We start from the raw sequence: 15624 nt of genomic DNA, 5'->3' as shown, positions 1-15624 counted from the left end.
CGCTCGTCGGGACCGACCCCGACGCAGTCGCCGCGCCCATGACCGGGCTCGACTCCGTCGCGGCCGCCGCTCCAGTCGCTGCGCTCGCCCCGGTCATGCGTGTGGGGTCAGTCCCCGGGCTCGTACTGGGCACCGGACCACTTGCCGACTGCGGACTGCTCGCAGGCGCTGGACCGGTCGTGGTCGCCTGCTGCGGGGGTTGGTGGGCGGTCATGCGGTTTCGCCCATCAGGGTGAGGACTTCGGACTCGGTGGGCATCGCGGTGGAGCACTCCAGCCGGGAGGCGACGATGGCGCCCGCGGTGTTGGCGAAGCGGATGATGCGTTCCAGCGGCCAGCCGGCGAGCAGGCCGTGGCAAAGGGCTCCGCCGAACCCGTCTCCGGCGCCGAGGCCGTTGACCACGTCGACCGGGAACGGCGGCACCTCCACGCGTTCGTCCCGAGTGCGGGCAAGTGTGCCTTTCGGCCCCTGCTTCACGACGGCCAGGTCGAGCCCACGGTCGAGCAGCGCTTGCGCAGCCTTGTCCGGATCGGTCTCGCCGACGGCGACCTCGCACTCCTCGCGATTGCCGACAGCAACCGTGCAGTGGGCCAGCGCCCTGCTCACCTGCTCGTGCGCCTCGCTGGGGTCCGCCCAGAACATCGGGCGGTAGTCCAAGTCCAGCACAGTGAGCGGGCGACGCTCACGCGCCTCCCAGGCGGCGAAGTGCGCGGAGCGGCTCGGCTCGGCCGACAGGCCGGTCACGGTCGACCAGTAGATCTTGGCGTCCTTGATCGCCTGCAGATCCAGCTCCTCCGGGTTGATCACCAGGTCCGGTGCCTTCGGGAAGCGGTAGAAGTACAGCGGGAAGTCGTCCGGCGGGAAGATCTCACAGAAGGTGATCGGCGTCGGCAGTCCGTCGACCGGGGTGACGAACCGGTCGTCGACGTTGAGCTCGTGGAGGGTGCGGTGAATGAAGGTGCCGAACGGGTCGTTGCCGGTCCGGCTGATCACCGCCGCCTTCCGTCCGTGCTTGGCCGCCGCGACCGCCACGTTGGTCGCACTTCCGCCGAGGAACTTGCCGAAGCTCTCGACGTCTTCCAGGTGCGTTCCTGTCTGCAGCGGGTACAGGTCCACCCCGATCCGCCCGATCGTCAGCACGTCGTCCACCATCAGCCCACCTCACCTCGCTCCGTTCCATCGCCGGCATCTCCCACAGAACCACCGTCGGTTGCGGAAGCGCGAGCGCCACCGGCTGCGGCCGGGCCATCCGCGGCTGAAGCGAGACCGAGGGCGGTTGCCGCGGGACCGGTTGTGCTCGCAGGTGCGGCGGCGTTCGTGGGGTTGGTGGTGGATTCGGCCAGGGAGCGGAGGTGGGTGATGCTGGCCCGGACGTCGGCGACGGGGCCTTCGTCGGTGGGGCGGGACTGGAGGATGGTGTCCTGCTCGAGGACGTACCAGCCGGTGTAGCCCGAGGACTCGAGGGTGGCGACGATGGCGGCCAGGTCGACGTCACCAGCGCCGAGTGGGCGGTACATGCCCTCGCGGACGGCATCGGTGTAGCTGACCTCGCCGGACTGCACCTTCGCCGCCCAGGCAGCGTCGACGTCCTTGAGGTGCGTGTGCTTGATCCGCGTGGTGTGCTTCAGCGTGAGCGCAACCGGGTCGACACCACCGATCAGCAGGTGGCCGGTGTCCAGGGTGAGGCCGATCGTCGAGCCGGCGAGGACCCGGCGTACGTCGTCCGCGTTCTCGATCATCGTGCCGACGTGCGGGTGGATCGTGGCGAGCACGCCCTGGGCGGCGGCGAGTTCGGTCAGCCGGTCGAGGTTTGCCAGCAGGGTGGACCAGCCGTTGTCGTCCAGCACCGGCCGGCCGTCGTACCCGTCGCTCCCGGTGGCAGCGGCGATGACGAGCGTCGACGCGCCCGCGGCGACGAAGCTTTCGAGGGCCCGCGCGACCTCGGGTACCGGGTCGTGCGCGGCATCGTGCAGCACCACCGGAACGAAGCCGCCGACAGCGCGCAGCCCGAGATCGGCCAGCGTCTTCGCCTTCTCCGCCGGGTCGTCGGGCAGGAACCCGTCCGGCCCGAACTCGGTCGCGGCGATGCCGACGTCGCGCATCTCGGCCAGCACTGTCTCCGGGTCGTACTGCCAGCCCCAGCCGGGGACCTCGCAGACACCCCACGAGATCGGGGCTCCGGCGATCCGGGCAGCAAGGTCACTCATCGGCCGATCTCCTCCAAGGCGACTACGCGGTTCTCATGGCGGGACAGTTCACACGCGTCGGCGACCCGGAAGGCCTGCAGGGCGTCGCGGACGGTGCACGGGACCTCGCGGGTGCCGGCGACCACCTCGGTGAAGGCGGTGAGCTCGGCGACGTACGCGGGGCGGAAGCGATCCATGAACGTGGTGTGCGGAACGCCTGCGGGGAAGGTGACGCCGGGCTCGGCGGATCGCAGCGCGGTGTGGTCGTCGAGGCCGACGGCGAGTGAGCCCTCGCTGCCGAGCAGCTCCATCCGGACGTCGTGGCCGGCAGCGTTGTACCGGGTGCCGCTGACCGCGACGAAGGTGTTGTCGTCGAGGGTGAGCAGCGCGGACGCCGCGTCGACGTCGCCGTACTCGCCGAAAAAGGGCTCGCCGCGGTTCGCGCCGGTCGCGTAGACGGTAACGACCTCGCGGCCGGTGACGTACCGGATGATGTCGAAGTCGTGCACCAGGCAGTCGCGGAAGAAGCCGCCGCTGGTCGGGATGTAGCCGGCGGGTGGCGGGAACGCGTCGTTGGTGTTCGCGCGGATGTGGTGGACGAAGCCCAGCTTGCCGTCGCGCACGGCCTCAGCAGCGGCCTGGTAGCCGGTGTCGAAGCGGCGCTGGAAGCCGATGTGCACCGGGACGTCCGAGCCCTCGACCAGTTCGACGACCTGCCGGGTCGCGGCCAGGTCGAGCGCGACCGGCTTCTCGCAGAAGGTCGGGATGCCCGCGGCGACGCCGGCCGCGATCAGTTCGGCGTGCGCGGAGGTCGCGGCGGCGATCACCAGACCGTCGAGCCGGCTCGCCAGCAGCGCGGGGACGTCCGGCGCGAACTCGGCGCCGAGTTCCTTCGCGGTCAGTTCCGCCCGGCTCGCGTCGGCATCGGCGACCACCACCTGGCCGACCGCCGGCAAGCCCTTCAGCGTCGCCGCGTGGAACGCTCCGATCCGCCCGACCCCGATCAACCCGATCCGCATCCACGTCCCTTTCGTCGCCGCCTGCTGGAACCGTCCCCGCCACCCGGCTGGATGGCAACGCCACCGCCCCGCTGTCACCTCAACTCGCCCGACGGACCCACCGGAGCCGGAGCAGGCGTGCGGCCGCGGGGACGGCGCGGGCGGTGCGTGGCCAGCTTCGTCGGCAGGCCTGGCGAGTGTCAATAGTTTGTTAACACATTTTGACGTTGCGACATACATACCTGCTTCATGTAACATCCGGCCATGGCCGCCCTGCCGATCCAGATCGATCGGACGAGCCCGGTGCCGCTCTATCACCAGCTCGCCGAGCAGCTGACGGCCGCCATCACCGAGGGCATTCTGCGTCCGGGCGACCCGTTCGAGAACGAGGTCGCGATGTCGGACCGGCTCAGCCTGTCCCGGCCGACCGTGCGGCGGGCAATCTCCGAGCTGGTGAACAAGGGATTACTGGTTCGCCGTCGGGGCATCGGCACGACCGTGGCGAACCAGATGGTGCACCGCAAGGCCGAGCTGACCAGCCTGTACGACGACCTGGCGCGCGAAGGGCGGACGCCGCGCACGGACGTGCTGTCGCTGAACTGCGAGGCCCACGACGACCGCGCTGCCGAGGCGCTCGGTCTGCCGCCGGGCACGCCGCTGGTCGCGATCGTGCGCCTCCGGTACGCCGGCGAGGCCCCGCTGGCGATCCTGCGGAACTGGTTGCCGCCGGCACTCAACGACCTGACGGCCGATCAGCTCGAGGCCGAGGGCCTGTACGCCGTCCTCCGGGCGCGCGGGGTCCGGCCGAGCGTGGCGCGGCAACGGATCGGGGCCCGCAACGCGACGGCCGAGGAACGCCGGATCCTGCACCTGTCGAAGGCGGAGCCGCTGGTGACGATGACCCGCAGCGCGTACGACGCGGACGGCTCGCCGGTCGAGTTCGGCGACCACTGCTACCGCGCCGACCAGTACTCCGTCGAGGTCGTCGTCTCCGACCGCTGATCCGGGTCCGGGGCCAACGCGCGCGCTGCCGCGCAGCAGCGGCGCCCAGAGACGGTCAACACGGAGCCGGCCCGCGCGGCGGTGAACGGGTACTGCCGTCACCGCCCCGGGGACGGCCGTTCACCGCCCGGGGACAGGTACCGCCGTACACCCGCCCCGGGGGACGGATGCTGCCGTTCACCGCCCCCGCGGGTCAGGCTTGGTTGTCGAGCAGGGTTCGGACCAGTCGCAGGCCTACCGAGAGGTGGGCCAGTTCTGGGCCTTCGGTCTCGACGATCTCCTCCATCATCGAGGCGGCACGGCCGAGCGCCGTTTCGTTGGTGTCCTGCCAGGCGATGACCCGGTCCTCGGGGTCGGCCGTGGTGTCGGTGGTGGCGAGAACCTGGGCGGTGAGGCGGGCGTGCACCGCGTGCAGGTCGTCCCGGAGGGCGGCGCGGGCCATCGTCTGCCAGCGGTCGGTGCGGGGCAGGCCGACGATGCGCTCGAGAAAGCGGCCGAGCTGGAGGCGTTCGCCGAGGGCGAAGTGGACCTTGGCGACCTCCAGCACGTCGAGGTCGTCTCGGTCGGCGGTCTCCACGATGCCGAGCCCCGCGTACGCCGGCGGCAGCACTGCGATCCGGGTCGCGAAGTCGGCGGGCACGCCCTGCGTCACCAGCGTTTCCCGGCGCTGCTCGAACAGCGCCAGCTCCCGGCCCCGCAGTACGTCGGGCAGGGCGGCGGTGAGCTTGGAGATCCCCGGCGTGAAGAACTCGATCAGCTCGGCGATGTCCATCGGCGGCCGCCGGTTGCTGACCAGCCAGCGGGTCGCCCGCTCGACCAGCGTCCGGGTCTCCAGCCGCATCCGGGTCTGGGTGTCGGCGTCGACGACGTTGTCGAGGTCGGCGTTCAGCGCGAGCAGGTCGGGCTGGGCGAAGATCCGCGATGCCGCGAGGTTGGCGCGCACGACGTCCTCGACCGAGCCGCCGGTCTCCAGCGACAGCCGGTGGAACGCGGTGATGCCGGAGGAGTTGACGAACTCGTTCACCACCTGGGTGGTGATGATCTCCCGGCGCAGCTGGTGCGACTTCATCGGCTCGGCGAACCGGTCCTGGATCGCCTGCGGGAAGTAGCTGACCAGCTTGTGCGCGAGGAAGTCGTCGTCGGGCAGCGAGGTCTTCAGCAGCTCGGCCTCGAGCACGATCTTGGTGTAGGCGATCAGCACCGACAGCTCCGGCGAGGTCAGCCCACGCCCCTCGGCCTTGCGGCGCTTGAACTCCGCCACGCTCGGCAGGAACTCCAGCTCCCGGTCCAGCAGCCCTTGCTTCTCCAGCCGGCGCACCCAGTCCTGGTGCACGTGCATGAGCGCCGCGGCCTGCGCGGTCGCGTTGGCCAGGCCGATGTTCTGCCGGTAGTTGCTCTTCAGCACCAGCGCGGCGACCTCGTCGGTCATCGACGCGATCACGTCGTTGCGCTGCTTCTCGGTCAGGTCACCGTCGGCGACCACCTTGTCCAGCAGGATCTTGATGTTCACCTCGTGGTCGGAGGTGTCCACGCCGGCCACGTTGTCGATGAAGTCGGTGTTGATCCGGCCACCCTTGGCGGCGTACTCGATCCGGCCGAGCTGGGTGAAGCCGAGGTTGCCGCCCTCGCCGACCGCCTTCGCACGCAGGTCGGCGCCGTTGATCCGGATCGCGTCGTTGGCCTTGTCGCCGACGTCGGCGTGGGTCTCGGCGGCCGCCTTGACGTAGGTGCCGATCCCGCCGTTCCAGAACAGGTCGACCGGCGCCTTGATGATCGCCTGCATCAGCTCCGCCGGGGTCAGCGTGGCGGGGGCGCCCTCGATACCGAGCACCTCGCGCACCTCGGGCGAGATCGAGATCGCCTTGTCGGTGCGTGGGTAGACGCCACCGCCGGCCGAGATCAGCGCGCTGTCGTAGTCGGCCCACGACGAGCGCGGCAGCTCGAACAGCCGCCGCCGCTCCGCGAACGAGGTCGCCGCGTCCGGCGAGGGATCCAGGAAGATGTGCCGGTGGTCGAACGCCGCGACCAGCCGGATGTGCTCGGACAGCAGCATGCCGTTGCCGAACACGTCACCGGACATGTCGCCGACGCCGACGACGGTGAAGTCCTCGCTCTGGCAGTCGTGGCCCATCTCGCGGAAGTGCCGTTTCACCGACTCCCAGGCGCCGCGCGCGGTGATGCCCATCGCCTTGTGGTCGTAGCCGACCGATCCGCCCGAGGCGAACGCGTCGCCCAGCCAGAAGCCGTACTCCTTGGCCACCGAGTTCGCGATGTCGGAGAACGTCGCCGTGCCCTTGTCGGCGGCGACCACCAGGTAGGCGTCGTCGCCGTCGTACCGGACCACGTCACGCGGCGGCACGATCTCGCCGGCGACGATGTTGTCGGTGATGTCCAGCAGGCCGGAGATGAACGTCCGGTACGACGCGACGCCCTCGGCCAGCCAGGCCTCCCGGTCGACCGCCGGATCCGGCAGCTGCTTGGCGTAGAACCCGCCCTTCGCGCCGACCGGCACGATCACCGAGTTCTTCACCATCTGCGCCTTGACCAGGCCGAGCACCTCGGTCCGGAAGTCCTCGCGCCGGTCCGACCAGCGCAACCCGCCGCGCGCCACCGCGCCGAACCGCAGGTGCACACCCTCGACCTGCGGGGAGTACACGAAGATCTCGTACGCCGGCCGCGGCTGCGGCAGTTCCGGGATCGCCTTCGGCTCCAGCTTGAAGCTGATGTACCCACGCGGCTCGCCGTCGGGACCCGGCTGGTAGTAGTTCGTTCGCAGGGTCGCCTTGATCACGGTCAGGTAGGACCGCAGGATCCGGTCCTCGTCCAGGCTCTTCACCGTGTCGAGCGCGGCGCTGATCTCCTTCTCCAGCTGCTCGATCGTCTGCCGGCGGACCGGGTCGTCGACGGGGCCGCGGGCCGGGTCGAAGCAGGCCTCGAACAGCTGGACCAGCAGGTTCGCCACGTCGACGTGGTTGAGGAAGGTGTTCTCGATGTAGTCCTGGCTGAACGGCGTACCGCCCTGCCGGATGTAGCGCTGGTAGGCGCGCAGGATCGAGACCTGCCGCCAGCTGAGGTTGCCGCGCAGGACCAGCGCGTTCAGCCGGTCGGACTCGGCCCGGCCTTCCCAGACCGCGCGGAACGTGTCGGAGAACAGCGTGCGCAGGTCCTCGCGCTCCTCCTGGTCCGCCGGCGCCCGCAGACCGAAGTCGTAGATGTACGCCGTGACGTCGGGCCGGCGGATCTCGTACGGCCGCTCGTCGATCACCTCGACGCCCATGTGGGTCAGGTGCGGCAGCACCTGGGACAGCGACAACGCCGAACCGGTCCGGTAGACCTTGAACCGGCGCTCGCCCGGCCACTCCTCGTCGATCGGCGTGTAGAGCGACATCGCCAGGCCGTCCTCGGCCGGCAGGCGGTCGAGAATCATCACGTCCTTGACCGCGACCCGGGCGTCGAAGTCCTCCTTGTACGCCTCCGGGAACGCGCCGGCGTACCGGCTGTTCAGCCGGGTGACGGCACCGTCGCCACCGAGGGCGTGCAGCGCGACGGCGAAGTCGTCCTGCCAGGCGCGGGTGGCCTCGACGACGCGCTGCTCCAGCAGGTCGGCGTCGTACTCGCCGACGGTCTGGCCCTGCTTCATCCGGACCACGAAGTGCACCCGGGCCAGCACGGACTCGGTGACGTGCGCGGCGTAGTCCACCGAGTCGGCGCCGATGGCGTCCTTGAGGATCTGCTGCATCTTCAGCCGGACCGCGGTGGTGTAGCGGTCGCGCGGCAGGTAGACCAGGCACGACAGGTACCGGTTGTAGACGTCACGGCGGACGAACAGCTTGACCGCGCGGCGCTCCTGCAGGTGCAGCACTGTCTGCACGATCGGCAGCAGGTCCTCCACCGGTGCCTGCAGCAGCTCGTCGCGCGGGTAGGTCTCCAGCACGTCCAGCAGGCCCTTGCCGCTGTGGCTGTTCGCCTCGAAGCCGGTGAGCTTGAACAGCTCCAGCGCCTTGCGCCGAAGCACCGGGATCTGCATGACGCTCTCGGTGTACGCGGTCGAGGAGAGCAGGCCGATGAAGCGCCGCTCACCGACCGGCTCGCCGTTCTCGTCGAACGACTTCAGGCCGACGTAGTCCAGGTACGCCGAGCGGTGCACGGTGGAGCGCGAGTTCGCCTTGGTCAGGATCAGCAGCTTCTTCTCCCGGGCCTTCGCGCTGACCTCCGGCGGCAGCAGCCCGGTGTTCTCGTCCTGCTTCGGGTCCTGGCGCAGGATGCCCAGGCCGGTCCCCGGTACGCCGCGCAGGATGCCCTGCTCGCCGCGCATCGTGAACGCGTACTCCCGGTAGCCCAGGAACGTGAAGTGCTCGTCGGCCAGCCACTCCAGCAGCTCGCGGGCCTCCTCGGCCTCGGTGGCGCTGACCGGCAGCTCGGCGTCCTCCAGCGCGGCGGCGATGCCAACCGCCTTCTCGTGCATCTTGGGCCAGTCCTCGACCGCCTCACGCACGTCGCCGAGCACCCGGAGCAGCGCACTCTCCAGTGCGCGGTGCTCGGCCGGGTCGGCGATCCGCTCGACCTCCAGGTGCATCCAGCTCTCCCGGACCAGGTCGTGCCCGTCCGCGGAGGTGGTGTCGTCCAGCACCTCGCGCAGGGTGCCGGCGACGTCACGGCGTACGACGAACTGCGGGTGGATCAGCAGCTGCAGCTCGAGGCCGTGGTCGGTGATCACCATCGCGGCGCTGTCGACCAGGAACGGCATGTCGTCGACCACGATCTCGACGACCGTCCGGCCGTTCGCCGACCAGCCGTGCTCCTCCAGCGTGGGCGTGAACACGTGCACCTTGGCCGTGCCCTGCGGACGCGAGGTCGCGGACTTGTAGTGGTGCTTGGCCGCGCCCAGACAGTCCTGCGGCTGACGCTCGGCCACGTCCTCGGCGGCGACGTACCGGTAGTACCGCTCGAGAAAGCTCTTCAGCTTCCCGGCGTCGACCGACCGGTCGTGTCCCTGCGACCCCGCGGCCACTGCCTTGGCGAGAACATCCGCCTTCTGGACGTCCAGCTTGCTCTGCATTCCCCACCGTTCCACACCGAGATTCCGACGCTGTTCGCGCCCGGCCGCACGCCGTTGTGCGGTCTCTCAGAGATTAGTCCACTTCTGTCACTGGTGTGATGCCGGGACGGTCCTTGCGAGTGCCTTACGAGTCACCTTCAGCCGTCGCCGCGGACCTCGGGCGGGCAGGTCGTCTGCTGGTGCTTCTCGACCGCGGCGACCACCTCGTCGGCAGCCTCACCGAGGGCCACCATGCGATTCGTACCGAGCACGTCGACCACCAGCTCGCGGACCAGCGCGGCATGGGCCGGCGCGCACGCCCGGATGGCCTCCAGCCCCTGCTCGGTGATCGCAATCTCCGGATACCGGGCGTCACAGGCGACCTTGGCGATCAGGCCACGCTTCTCCATCCGGCTGAGGTGGTGCGACATCCGGCTCTTCTCCCACTGGGTCGCCTCGCCCAGCTCGAACGCACGCATCCGCCCGGTCGCCGACTCCGACAGGTTGACCAGGATCTCGAAGTCGGACGCCGACAGTCCGAACTCCCGCTGCAGGTGCCGGGACAAGTGCGCCTCCAGCCGCTTCCACATCAGCAGATGGCTGCGCCACGCCTGCTGCTCGTCCTCGCTGAGCCACGGTTCGTTCACCACGCGACCATCCTACTAGTCTTGGTTGATACATCAACCCGACGGCGGGCCATGAGGCGCGGGAGCTCGACCCGGAGCTGCAGTCGTTCGTGGAGTGGGCGGAGCGGAACAACCCGAAGATCGCGAGCTGACGCCTCGGCGCAGGGTTGTTGTCGCTGACGGTGACGACGCGGGACAAGCTGGTGGCCGGATCGTTGTGGTCCGCGAGCTGACGAAGACCGGACGGCGAGCGGCAGACTCGCCGGGGTGACAAACCGATCGCTGCGGCACAACCGGGAGTTCGTGGCGTTGTGGACCGGCCAGGCCGCGTCCGCGCTGGGGACGAGCATCTCGACGCTGGCCTACCCGCTGCTGATCCTGTCGGTCACCGGTTCGCCCGGCCAGGCGGGTCTGGTCGCGTCGGTGCTGGCGCTGACGACGTTCCTGGTCAGGCTGCCCGCCGGCGTCGTCGCGGACCGCGTCGACCGCCGCCGCTTGATGCTGCTCTGCGACGCCGGCCGGATCGTCGCCGTGGGCAGCATCGCGGTCGCCGCGTGGTTCGGCTGGGTCACCTTGGCGCACGTGCTGGTGGTGGCAGTGGTCGAGGGCGCGCTGGGTTCGCTGTTCGCGCCGGCCGAGGCGGTCGCCGTACGGCGGGTGGTGCCGCCGGGTCAGGTGCAGGACGCGGTGGCAACCAACGAGACCCGGCGCCAGCTCGCCGCTCTGATCGGGCCGTCCGTCGGCGGAGCGTTGTTCGGCTGGGGACGCGCATGGCCGTTCGTGGCGGACCTGCTCTCGTACGCCGTGTCGTTCTGCACCGTGCTGACCGTACGAACCGACCTGCGGCCTCGGACTGCGCCGAAGGGGACGAGTTTTCGGGCGGAGGTGGTCGAGGGTCTGCGGTGGTTGTGGACGCAGCGGTTCCTGCGCGGGGTGACGCTGTGGCTCTCGGCCGCCGGAGTCCTGTTCACGTCGATGGGGCTGGTCACGTTGGTGCTCGCCCGCGACCTCGGCGCGTCGGCGGGTGAGATCGGCATGATGTTCACGATCTCCGGCGCGGGTGGGTTCGCGGGGGCGCTGCTGAGTCCGTGGCTGTTGCGGCAGCTGCGCGCGGGGGTGGTGGTTGTCGGGTACGCGTGGATCGCCACCGGGGCGACGTTTGCGTTGCTGGGGGTCGGGTCGGTGTGGTGGTTGGGGGTGGTGGGAGCTGTCGCGTTCTTCCCGGTGCCGGCGGTGAACGCGCTGGTGATGGCGCGGGTCGCGGTGGCGGTGCCGGACGAGGTGCACGGCAAGGTGTTCAGCGCGACCACGCAGCTGACGACGCTGCTCCATCCGGTGGGCCCGGTGGTGGCCGGGGTGGCGTTGGAGGGGTTGGGGGTGGGGTTGACGGTGGTGGTTTACGGGGTGTTGTTCACGGGGCTGGCGGGGTTGGCAACGGTGCATCCGGTGCTGCGGGGGGAACGGTGAGGGGCGCGGGTCTCAACCCGCGGCACTCACTCGGTCAACTCAGGCGCCTTCGTCGCCGGTGGCGGCTTCGGTGCTCGCAGGCCCGTCGCTCGAAGCTCCAGATCCGCCAGCCGCGCGATCACCGCCGGATCGCGCTCGCGCCACGCGGTGACCGGGTCGTCGGAGATCTTGGCGAGCTTGTGCATCGGCTGGTTGGCCATCGCGCGCAGCGCGAACAGTTCCAGGTCGGCCGCGTTGTCGATGAACTTCTGCGCCGCCGTCGCCCGCCGGGAGAACCGGATCCGCCGCGGCAGCCAGATCAGCAGCGCGAAGAGCACCGGCAGCCCGATCGTCACCCCGGCGAGCAGGTACGCGAGCTGCTCGACCGCGTGCGCCTGGTCCCGGCCGGCTTCCGCCAGGCGGCCCGCGGCTCCGGCGGCGCCGTCGACGGGCGCGCGCAGCTCGTCGCCGACCACTGGCACCTTGCCGATCGGTTCGGACATCTTGCGCAGGTCCGCGGCCAGTCCGTCACCGGCTGCGGCCGCCTTGCGGCCGGGGTACCCGAGCGCGTTGGTGATCCGGAACACCGCCAGCCCGAGCGCCGTACAGAAGGCGATCCAGCCGATCAGCAGCAGATCGCCGACCACCTGCCAGAACCGCTGCGAACCCACCGCGGAGTAGAGCTTCACTGTGCCGTCCTTTCCGGAGCCCTGATCAAGGCGTGCCCGCTGTGGGTGCGCGTGACACTAGCGAGTTTCACGGGTGAACCGTGCAGAACGTCCGGACAAGTCGTGCGAACAACTGATGGGCCTTGCGCCCGCCCGGCCCGAAGGTCGAACCATGACCATCGACAACCCCGTGATTTCAGCACCGCCCCGTACGACGACCAAGGCGCACCCGTGGCGTCACTTCCTCCGGCATGCCGTCGAGATGTTCGTCGCGATGGGCATCGGCATGGTCGTGCTCGGCCCCGCCTGGACCGCCGCGTTCGACCTCGTCGGCCTCCGCACTGACCGGCCCGAGCCGGCTGCGTTCGCCGCCGCCACCAGCATGACCGTCGCGATGACCATCTGGATGCTCTACCGCGGGCACGGCCGCCGTCACGCCGCCGAGATGGGGGCAGCCATGTACGTGCCGTACCTGCTGCTGCTCGTGCCGTACTGGCTCGGCGCCTTCCCTGCCGAGCATGTCGTGGACGGCGGACACCTGCTGATGCTGCCCGCGATGGCTGTCGCCATGCTGGCTCGCCGAGCGGAGTACTCCCAGGCCCACCACCTGACCGGTCACCCCACTCACCCCCTCATCAACACTCTGGCTCGCCGCTGGCCGACCTGGCTGGCGTTGGCGATGTCGATGGACAGCTGGTTCAACCCGGGCGTTCCCGACGCGTGGGTGATGCTGGTGCTCCCGGCGGCGTACCTGCTGATCGGTGGAGTCCGCGGACGCCTTCGCGACCCGAAGATGCTCACGCTGCAACTGGCCGGCCTCGCCCTGTACGTCGTACTGGCGGCAACCGCGGCCGGTGCCGATCCGGAGACGGCGAAGTGGATCGTGGCCGGCGGCTGGGCGTTCCACGCGCTCTGGGACGCCGCCCACCACCGGGCGAACGCCGTGGTGCCGCGAGGGTACGCCGAGTGGTGCATCGTGGTGGATCTCGTCGTTGCCCTCACGATCGTGCTGTTCTTGTGAACATGTGGACGACAGGACCAGGCGAGGATTCCCGACTGCGGCGTACGCGGACGGCGATCCTCGTGCTGGTCGCGGCGATGCTCAGCAGCTGCCTGGTCGTACCTGTCCAAGCTCTGTTCCAGGAGACGCGTCCGGCGCGCCAGGGGCTCGGAGTCGTCGGCCTCCTGGCGCTCGTCGCCCTCTACGCCGCCATCTTGTACGCCGTTGCCACGCCGCACCTCCCGCAGACCCGTCGCCGCTGGCTGTGGCTGAGCTATGGCGCGGTGACGCTGGCGTCGATGCTGCTGGTTGCGCCACTGGGCCCGGCGGACATGTACACCTGGGCATGGCTCGGCGGAGCGGCCAGCGGGCTCGGGCCGGTCGTGTTCAGCGGCTGGAAGCGCTGGCCAGCCGTCGTGCTCCCGGTGCCGGCCGCAGTCCTGGTCGGTGCGTTCACCGGTGGTTCGCTCTGGGCCCACGCGGCGATCGCGGCGTCGGTCGGCGGCGTCATCGTGGGCACGATCGTGCTGCCGCTGTGGTTGTGGGACCTGTTGCTGCAAGCAAAGACCGGCCGCGAGGCGACGGCACGGCTGGCGGTGAGCGACGAGCGGCTGCGGTTCGCCAGGGATGTGCACGACCTGCTCGGTCACCGGTTGGCGGTCATCACGCTGAAGGCAGAGCTGGCCGCGCGGCTGGTCTCAGTCGACCCGGACCGGGCCGCGCAGGAGGCCGCCGAGGTGCAGCACCTGTCGGCGACGGCTCTGGCCGAGGTACGGGAGACAGTGCACGGCTATCGCGCCGTGGACCTCGACGATCAGCTCCAGGCCGTCGAGGGCGTCCTGTCGGACGCCGGGATCCGCTGCACCGTACGGCGTACCGGTGGGGCGGTCGAGCCGGAGGCGGCGACACAGCTGGCCCTGGTACTGCGAGAGGGTTGCACCAACGTGCTGCGGCACAGTACTGCCCGATGGTGCACCATCGAGATCGCCCGGGAGTTCGAGGAGGTGCGCATGACGATGGTCAACGACGGCGCCGGATCCGCACCGGCCGGCCGCGTCGGCTTCGGCCTGCGCGGTACGGCGGAGCGCCTGGCCGGCATCGGCGGCACCCTGCGGAGCCGGCGCGACGGCGCGGTCTTCACGCTCGACGTGACGGTACCGGCGTCTTGATCCGCGTCCTGCTCGCCGACGACGAGGAGATGATCCGCGACGCCCTGGCCGCGCTGCTCGGCCTGGAGCAGGACCTTGACGTCGTCGCGCGGGCAGCAGACGGCCGGGAGGCGGTGGAGGCCGCGCGCGCCCATCGGCCGGACGTGGCGGTGGTCGACCTGCAGATGCCTGAGCTGGACGGACTGGAGGTGACAGCCGAGCTGGCCAGAGTCCTCCCGTCCTGCGCGGTCGTCATCCTGACCGGCCGCGGTCGGCCCCCACACCTCCAGCAGGCCCTCACCGCGGGCGCGAAGGGCTTCCTGCCGAAGGGCTCCCCCGGCGGAACGCTCGCCGACGTGATCCGCCGCGTCCACAACGGCAGCCGGTACGTCGACCCCGCGCTCGCCGCCGACGCCCTCACCGCACCGCCGTGCCCGCTCACCCAGCGCGAGCTCGAAGTACTCCGGCTCGCCGAGTTCGACACACCGGTCGCCACCATCGCGCGGCGTACCAGCCTGTCCCCCGGCACCGTCCGCAACCACCTGGCGGCCGCCGTGGGCAAGCTCGACGTCACCACCCGCGCCGAAGCCTTCCGCGTCGCCCGGGACAACGGCTGGCTCTAGAGACTCGTGCGGAGCTCCCAGAGCTGGGGGTAGTAGCGCAGGTCGAGGCGGGAGCGGAGGTAGCCGGCGCCGGAGGAGCCGCCGGTGCCGGGCTTGGTGCCGATCATGCGTTCGACCATGACGACGTGGCGGGCGCGCCAGGCGGCGGCCAGCTCGTCGTGCTGGAGCAGAGCTTCGGCCAGCTCCCAGATGGCGCCGTACTGGCCGCGGTCGGCGGCGACGGTCTGCAGGGCCTCGCGCAGGTCGTCGTCGGTGTCGGTGCCGAAGCCGGCGGTCCGGAGGACGACGAGGAAGGCGTCCCACAGGGTGGGCTCGGCGAGGCGCTGCTCCAGGCGGACGCGTTCGTCGTCGGTCAGGCCGCGAAAGCGCTTCACGAACGCCGGGTCCTTGGCCGCCGACAAAAACTCGATCTCCCGGAACTGCACGGACTGGAAGCCGCTGGCCGGCGACAGCCGGTGCCGGAACTGACCGAAGTCCTGCGGGGTCATCGTCTCCAGGACGTCGATCTGCTGGGTCAGCGTCCGCTCGATGGTGTGCACCCGGCGCAGCAGGTGCTGGGCCAGCCACAGCTCACCGGACAGCATCGCGTCCCGGGACGCCGTCATCTCGTGCAGGACCTGCTTGAACCACAGCTCGTACACCTGGTGGATCGTGATGAACAGCAGCTCGTCGTGCGCCGGCGGGTCGGACTCCAGCCGCTGCTGGTCGAGCAGCTGCGGCAGCCGCAGGTAGCTGCCGTAGGTGAGCCGGCCGCCCTCCTCGCCGAAGTTCACGTCGACGCCGTCCCATCGGCCGCTCACCGCGTCGGCGTCGGGACGCCCTTCGTCGCTCTTGCTCAGGCTGCTCACTATCTGAGAATAGCTGCCGCTTCAGGTTGTCACCCGGCCCG

General features: G+C 70.3%; 12 protein-coding genes. 5 read left to right on the top strand and 7 right to left on the bottom strand.

Features of this window, described 5'->3' with window-relative positions; translation table 11 throughout:
- Positions 1–210 precede the first annotated feature (210 nt).
- The 3 genes from iolC to KFLA_RS08315 are packed head-to-tail and all read right to left on the bottom strand — an operon-like array spanning position 211 to position 3205.
- Positions 211–1152 (bottom strand): 5-dehydro-2-deoxygluconokinase, encoded by a 942-nt coding sequence (gene iolC / locus KFLA_RS08325; RefSeq protein ID WP_012919337.1) that lies wholly within the window; start codon positions 1150–1152, stop codon positions 211–213.
- Positions 1152–2207 (bottom strand): sugar phosphate isomerase/epimerase family protein, encoded by a 1056-nt coding sequence (locus KFLA_RS08320; protein WP_012919336.1) that lies wholly within the window; start codon positions 2205–2207, stop codon positions 1152–1154. The genes iolC and KFLA_RS08320 overlap by 1 nt, the downstream gene beginning before the upstream one ends.
- A complete protein-coding gene (locus KFLA_RS08315; protein ID WP_012919335.1) occupies positions 2204–3205 on the bottom strand; it encodes a Gfo/Idh/MocA family protein in 1002 nt (333 codons plus the stop codon). The genes KFLA_RS08320 and KFLA_RS08315 overlap by 4 nt, the downstream gene beginning before the upstream one ends.
- Positions 3206–3448: 243 nt before the next feature.
- On the opposite strand from KFLA_RS08315, the gene KFLA_RS08310 reads away from it, so the two are divergent.
- The gene (locus tag KFLA_RS08310) at positions 3449–4186 is read left to right on the top strand and encodes a GntR family transcriptional regulator (protein WP_012919334.1); all 738 of its coding nucleotides are present in this window, start codon (positions 3449–3451) and stop codon (positions 4184–4186) included.
- Between the two features lie 193 nt (positions 4187–4379).
- Here KFLA_RS08310 and KFLA_RS08305 read toward each other — a convergent pair whose 3' ends face one another.
- The gene (locus tag KFLA_RS08305) at positions 4380–9245 is read right to left on the bottom strand and encodes an NAD-glutamate dehydrogenase (RefSeq protein ID WP_012919333.1); all 4866 of its coding nucleotides are present in this window, start codon (positions 9243–9245) and stop codon (positions 4380–4382) included.
- A gap of 137 nt (positions 9246–9382) precedes the next feature.
- Positions 9383–9874 (bottom strand): MarR family winged helix-turn-helix transcriptional regulator, encoded by a 492-nt coding sequence (locus KFLA_RS08300; protein WP_012919332.1) that lies wholly within the window; start codon positions 9872–9874, stop codon positions 9383–9385.
- A gap of 243 nt (positions 9875–10117) precedes the next feature.
- Between KFLA_RS08300 and KFLA_RS08295 the strand changes: the two genes are divergently transcribed.
- Positions 10118–11317 carry an MFS transporter gene (locus tag KFLA_RS08295; protein ID WP_012919331.1) on the top strand — a complete coding sequence of 400 codons (1200 nt, stop codon included), beginning with the start codon at positions 10118–10120 and terminating at the stop codon, positions 11315–11317.
- A gap of 26 nt (positions 11318–11343) precedes the next feature.
- Here KFLA_RS08295 and KFLA_RS08290 read toward each other — a convergent pair whose 3' ends face one another.
- Positions 11344–11985, bottom strand: coding sequence for a hypothetical protein (locus tag KFLA_RS08290; RefSeq protein ID WP_012919330.1), 642 nt, complete (start codon positions 11983–11985; stop codon positions 11344–11346).
- A 151-nt stretch (positions 11986–12136) separates the two neighbouring features.
- On the opposite strand from KFLA_RS08290, the gene KFLA_RS08285 reads away from it, so the two are divergent.
- From KFLA_RS08285 to KFLA_RS08275, 3 genes are read left to right on the top strand one after another with little or no spacing between them, the layout of a single operon-like run.
- Complete coding sequence (locus KFLA_RS08285; RefSeq protein ID WP_012919329.1) at positions 12137–12985, top strand: hypothetical protein; 849 nt, start codon at positions 12137–12139, stop codon at positions 12983–12985.
- A 2-nt stretch (positions 12986–12987) separates the two neighbouring features.
- Positions 12988–14133 carry a sensor histidine kinase gene (locus tag KFLA_RS08280; protein WP_041289209.1) on the top strand — a complete coding sequence of 382 codons (1146 nt, stop codon included), beginning with the start codon at positions 12988–12990 and terminating at the stop codon, positions 14131–14133.
- Positions 14130–14735, top strand: coding sequence for a response regulator transcription factor (locus KFLA_RS08275; RefSeq protein ID WP_012919327.1), 606 nt, complete (start codon positions 14130–14132; stop codon positions 14733–14735). Before KFLA_RS08280 ends, KFLA_RS08275 begins: the two co-directional genes overlap by 4 nt.
- Here the strand turns inward: KFLA_RS08275 and KFLA_RS08270 are convergent.
- A complete protein-coding gene (locus KFLA_RS08270) occupies positions 14732–15583 on the bottom strand; it encodes a tryptophan 2,3-dioxygenase (RefSeq protein ID WP_012919326.1) in 852 nt (283 codons plus the stop codon). The two genes, KFLA_RS08275 and KFLA_RS08270, sit on opposite strands and share 4 nt — an antisense overlap.
- Positions 15584–15624: the final 41 nt, after the last annotated feature.

The sequence above is a fragment of the Kribbella flavida DSM 17836 genome (genome assembly GCF_000024345.1).
In the GTDB taxonomy this organism is placed as follows: Bacteria; Actinomycetota; Actinomycetes; order Propionibacteriales; family Kribbellaceae; genus Kribbella; species Kribbella flavida.
The sequence above is the reverse complement of the archived record's forward strand: the minus strand, read 5'-3'. Positions and strand labels throughout refer to the sequence as shown.

Bases quoted from the DNA above. Each gene is read 5' to 3' on its own strand.
- iolC (WP_012919337.1), bottom strand. From the start codon at position 1,152: ATGGTGGACGACGTGCTGACGATCGGGCGGATCGGGGTGGACCTGTAC.
- KFLA_RS08320 (WP_012919336.1), bottom strand. From the start codon at position 2,207: ATGAGTGACCTTGCTGCCCGGATCGCCGGAGCCCCGATCTCGTGGGGT.
- KFLA_RS08315 (WP_012919335.1), bottom strand. From the start codon at position 3,205: ATGCGGATCGGGTTGATCGGGGTCGGGCGGATCGGAGCGTTCCACGCG.
- KFLA_RS08310 (WP_012919334.1), top strand. From the start codon at position 3,449: ATGGCCGCCCTGCCGATCCAGATCGATCGGACGAGCCCGGTGCCGCTC.
- KFLA_RS08305 (WP_012919333.1), bottom strand. From the start codon at position 9,245: ATGCAGAGCAAGCTGGACGTCCAGAAGGCGGATGTTCTCGCCAAGGCA.
- KFLA_RS08285 (WP_012919329.1), top strand. From the start codon at position 12,137: ATGACCATCGACAACCCCGTGATTTCAGCACCGCCCCGTACGACGACC.
- KFLA_RS08280 (WP_041289209.1), top strand. From the start codon at position 12,988: ATGTGGACGACAGGACCAGGCGAGGATTCCCGACTGCGGCGTACGCGG.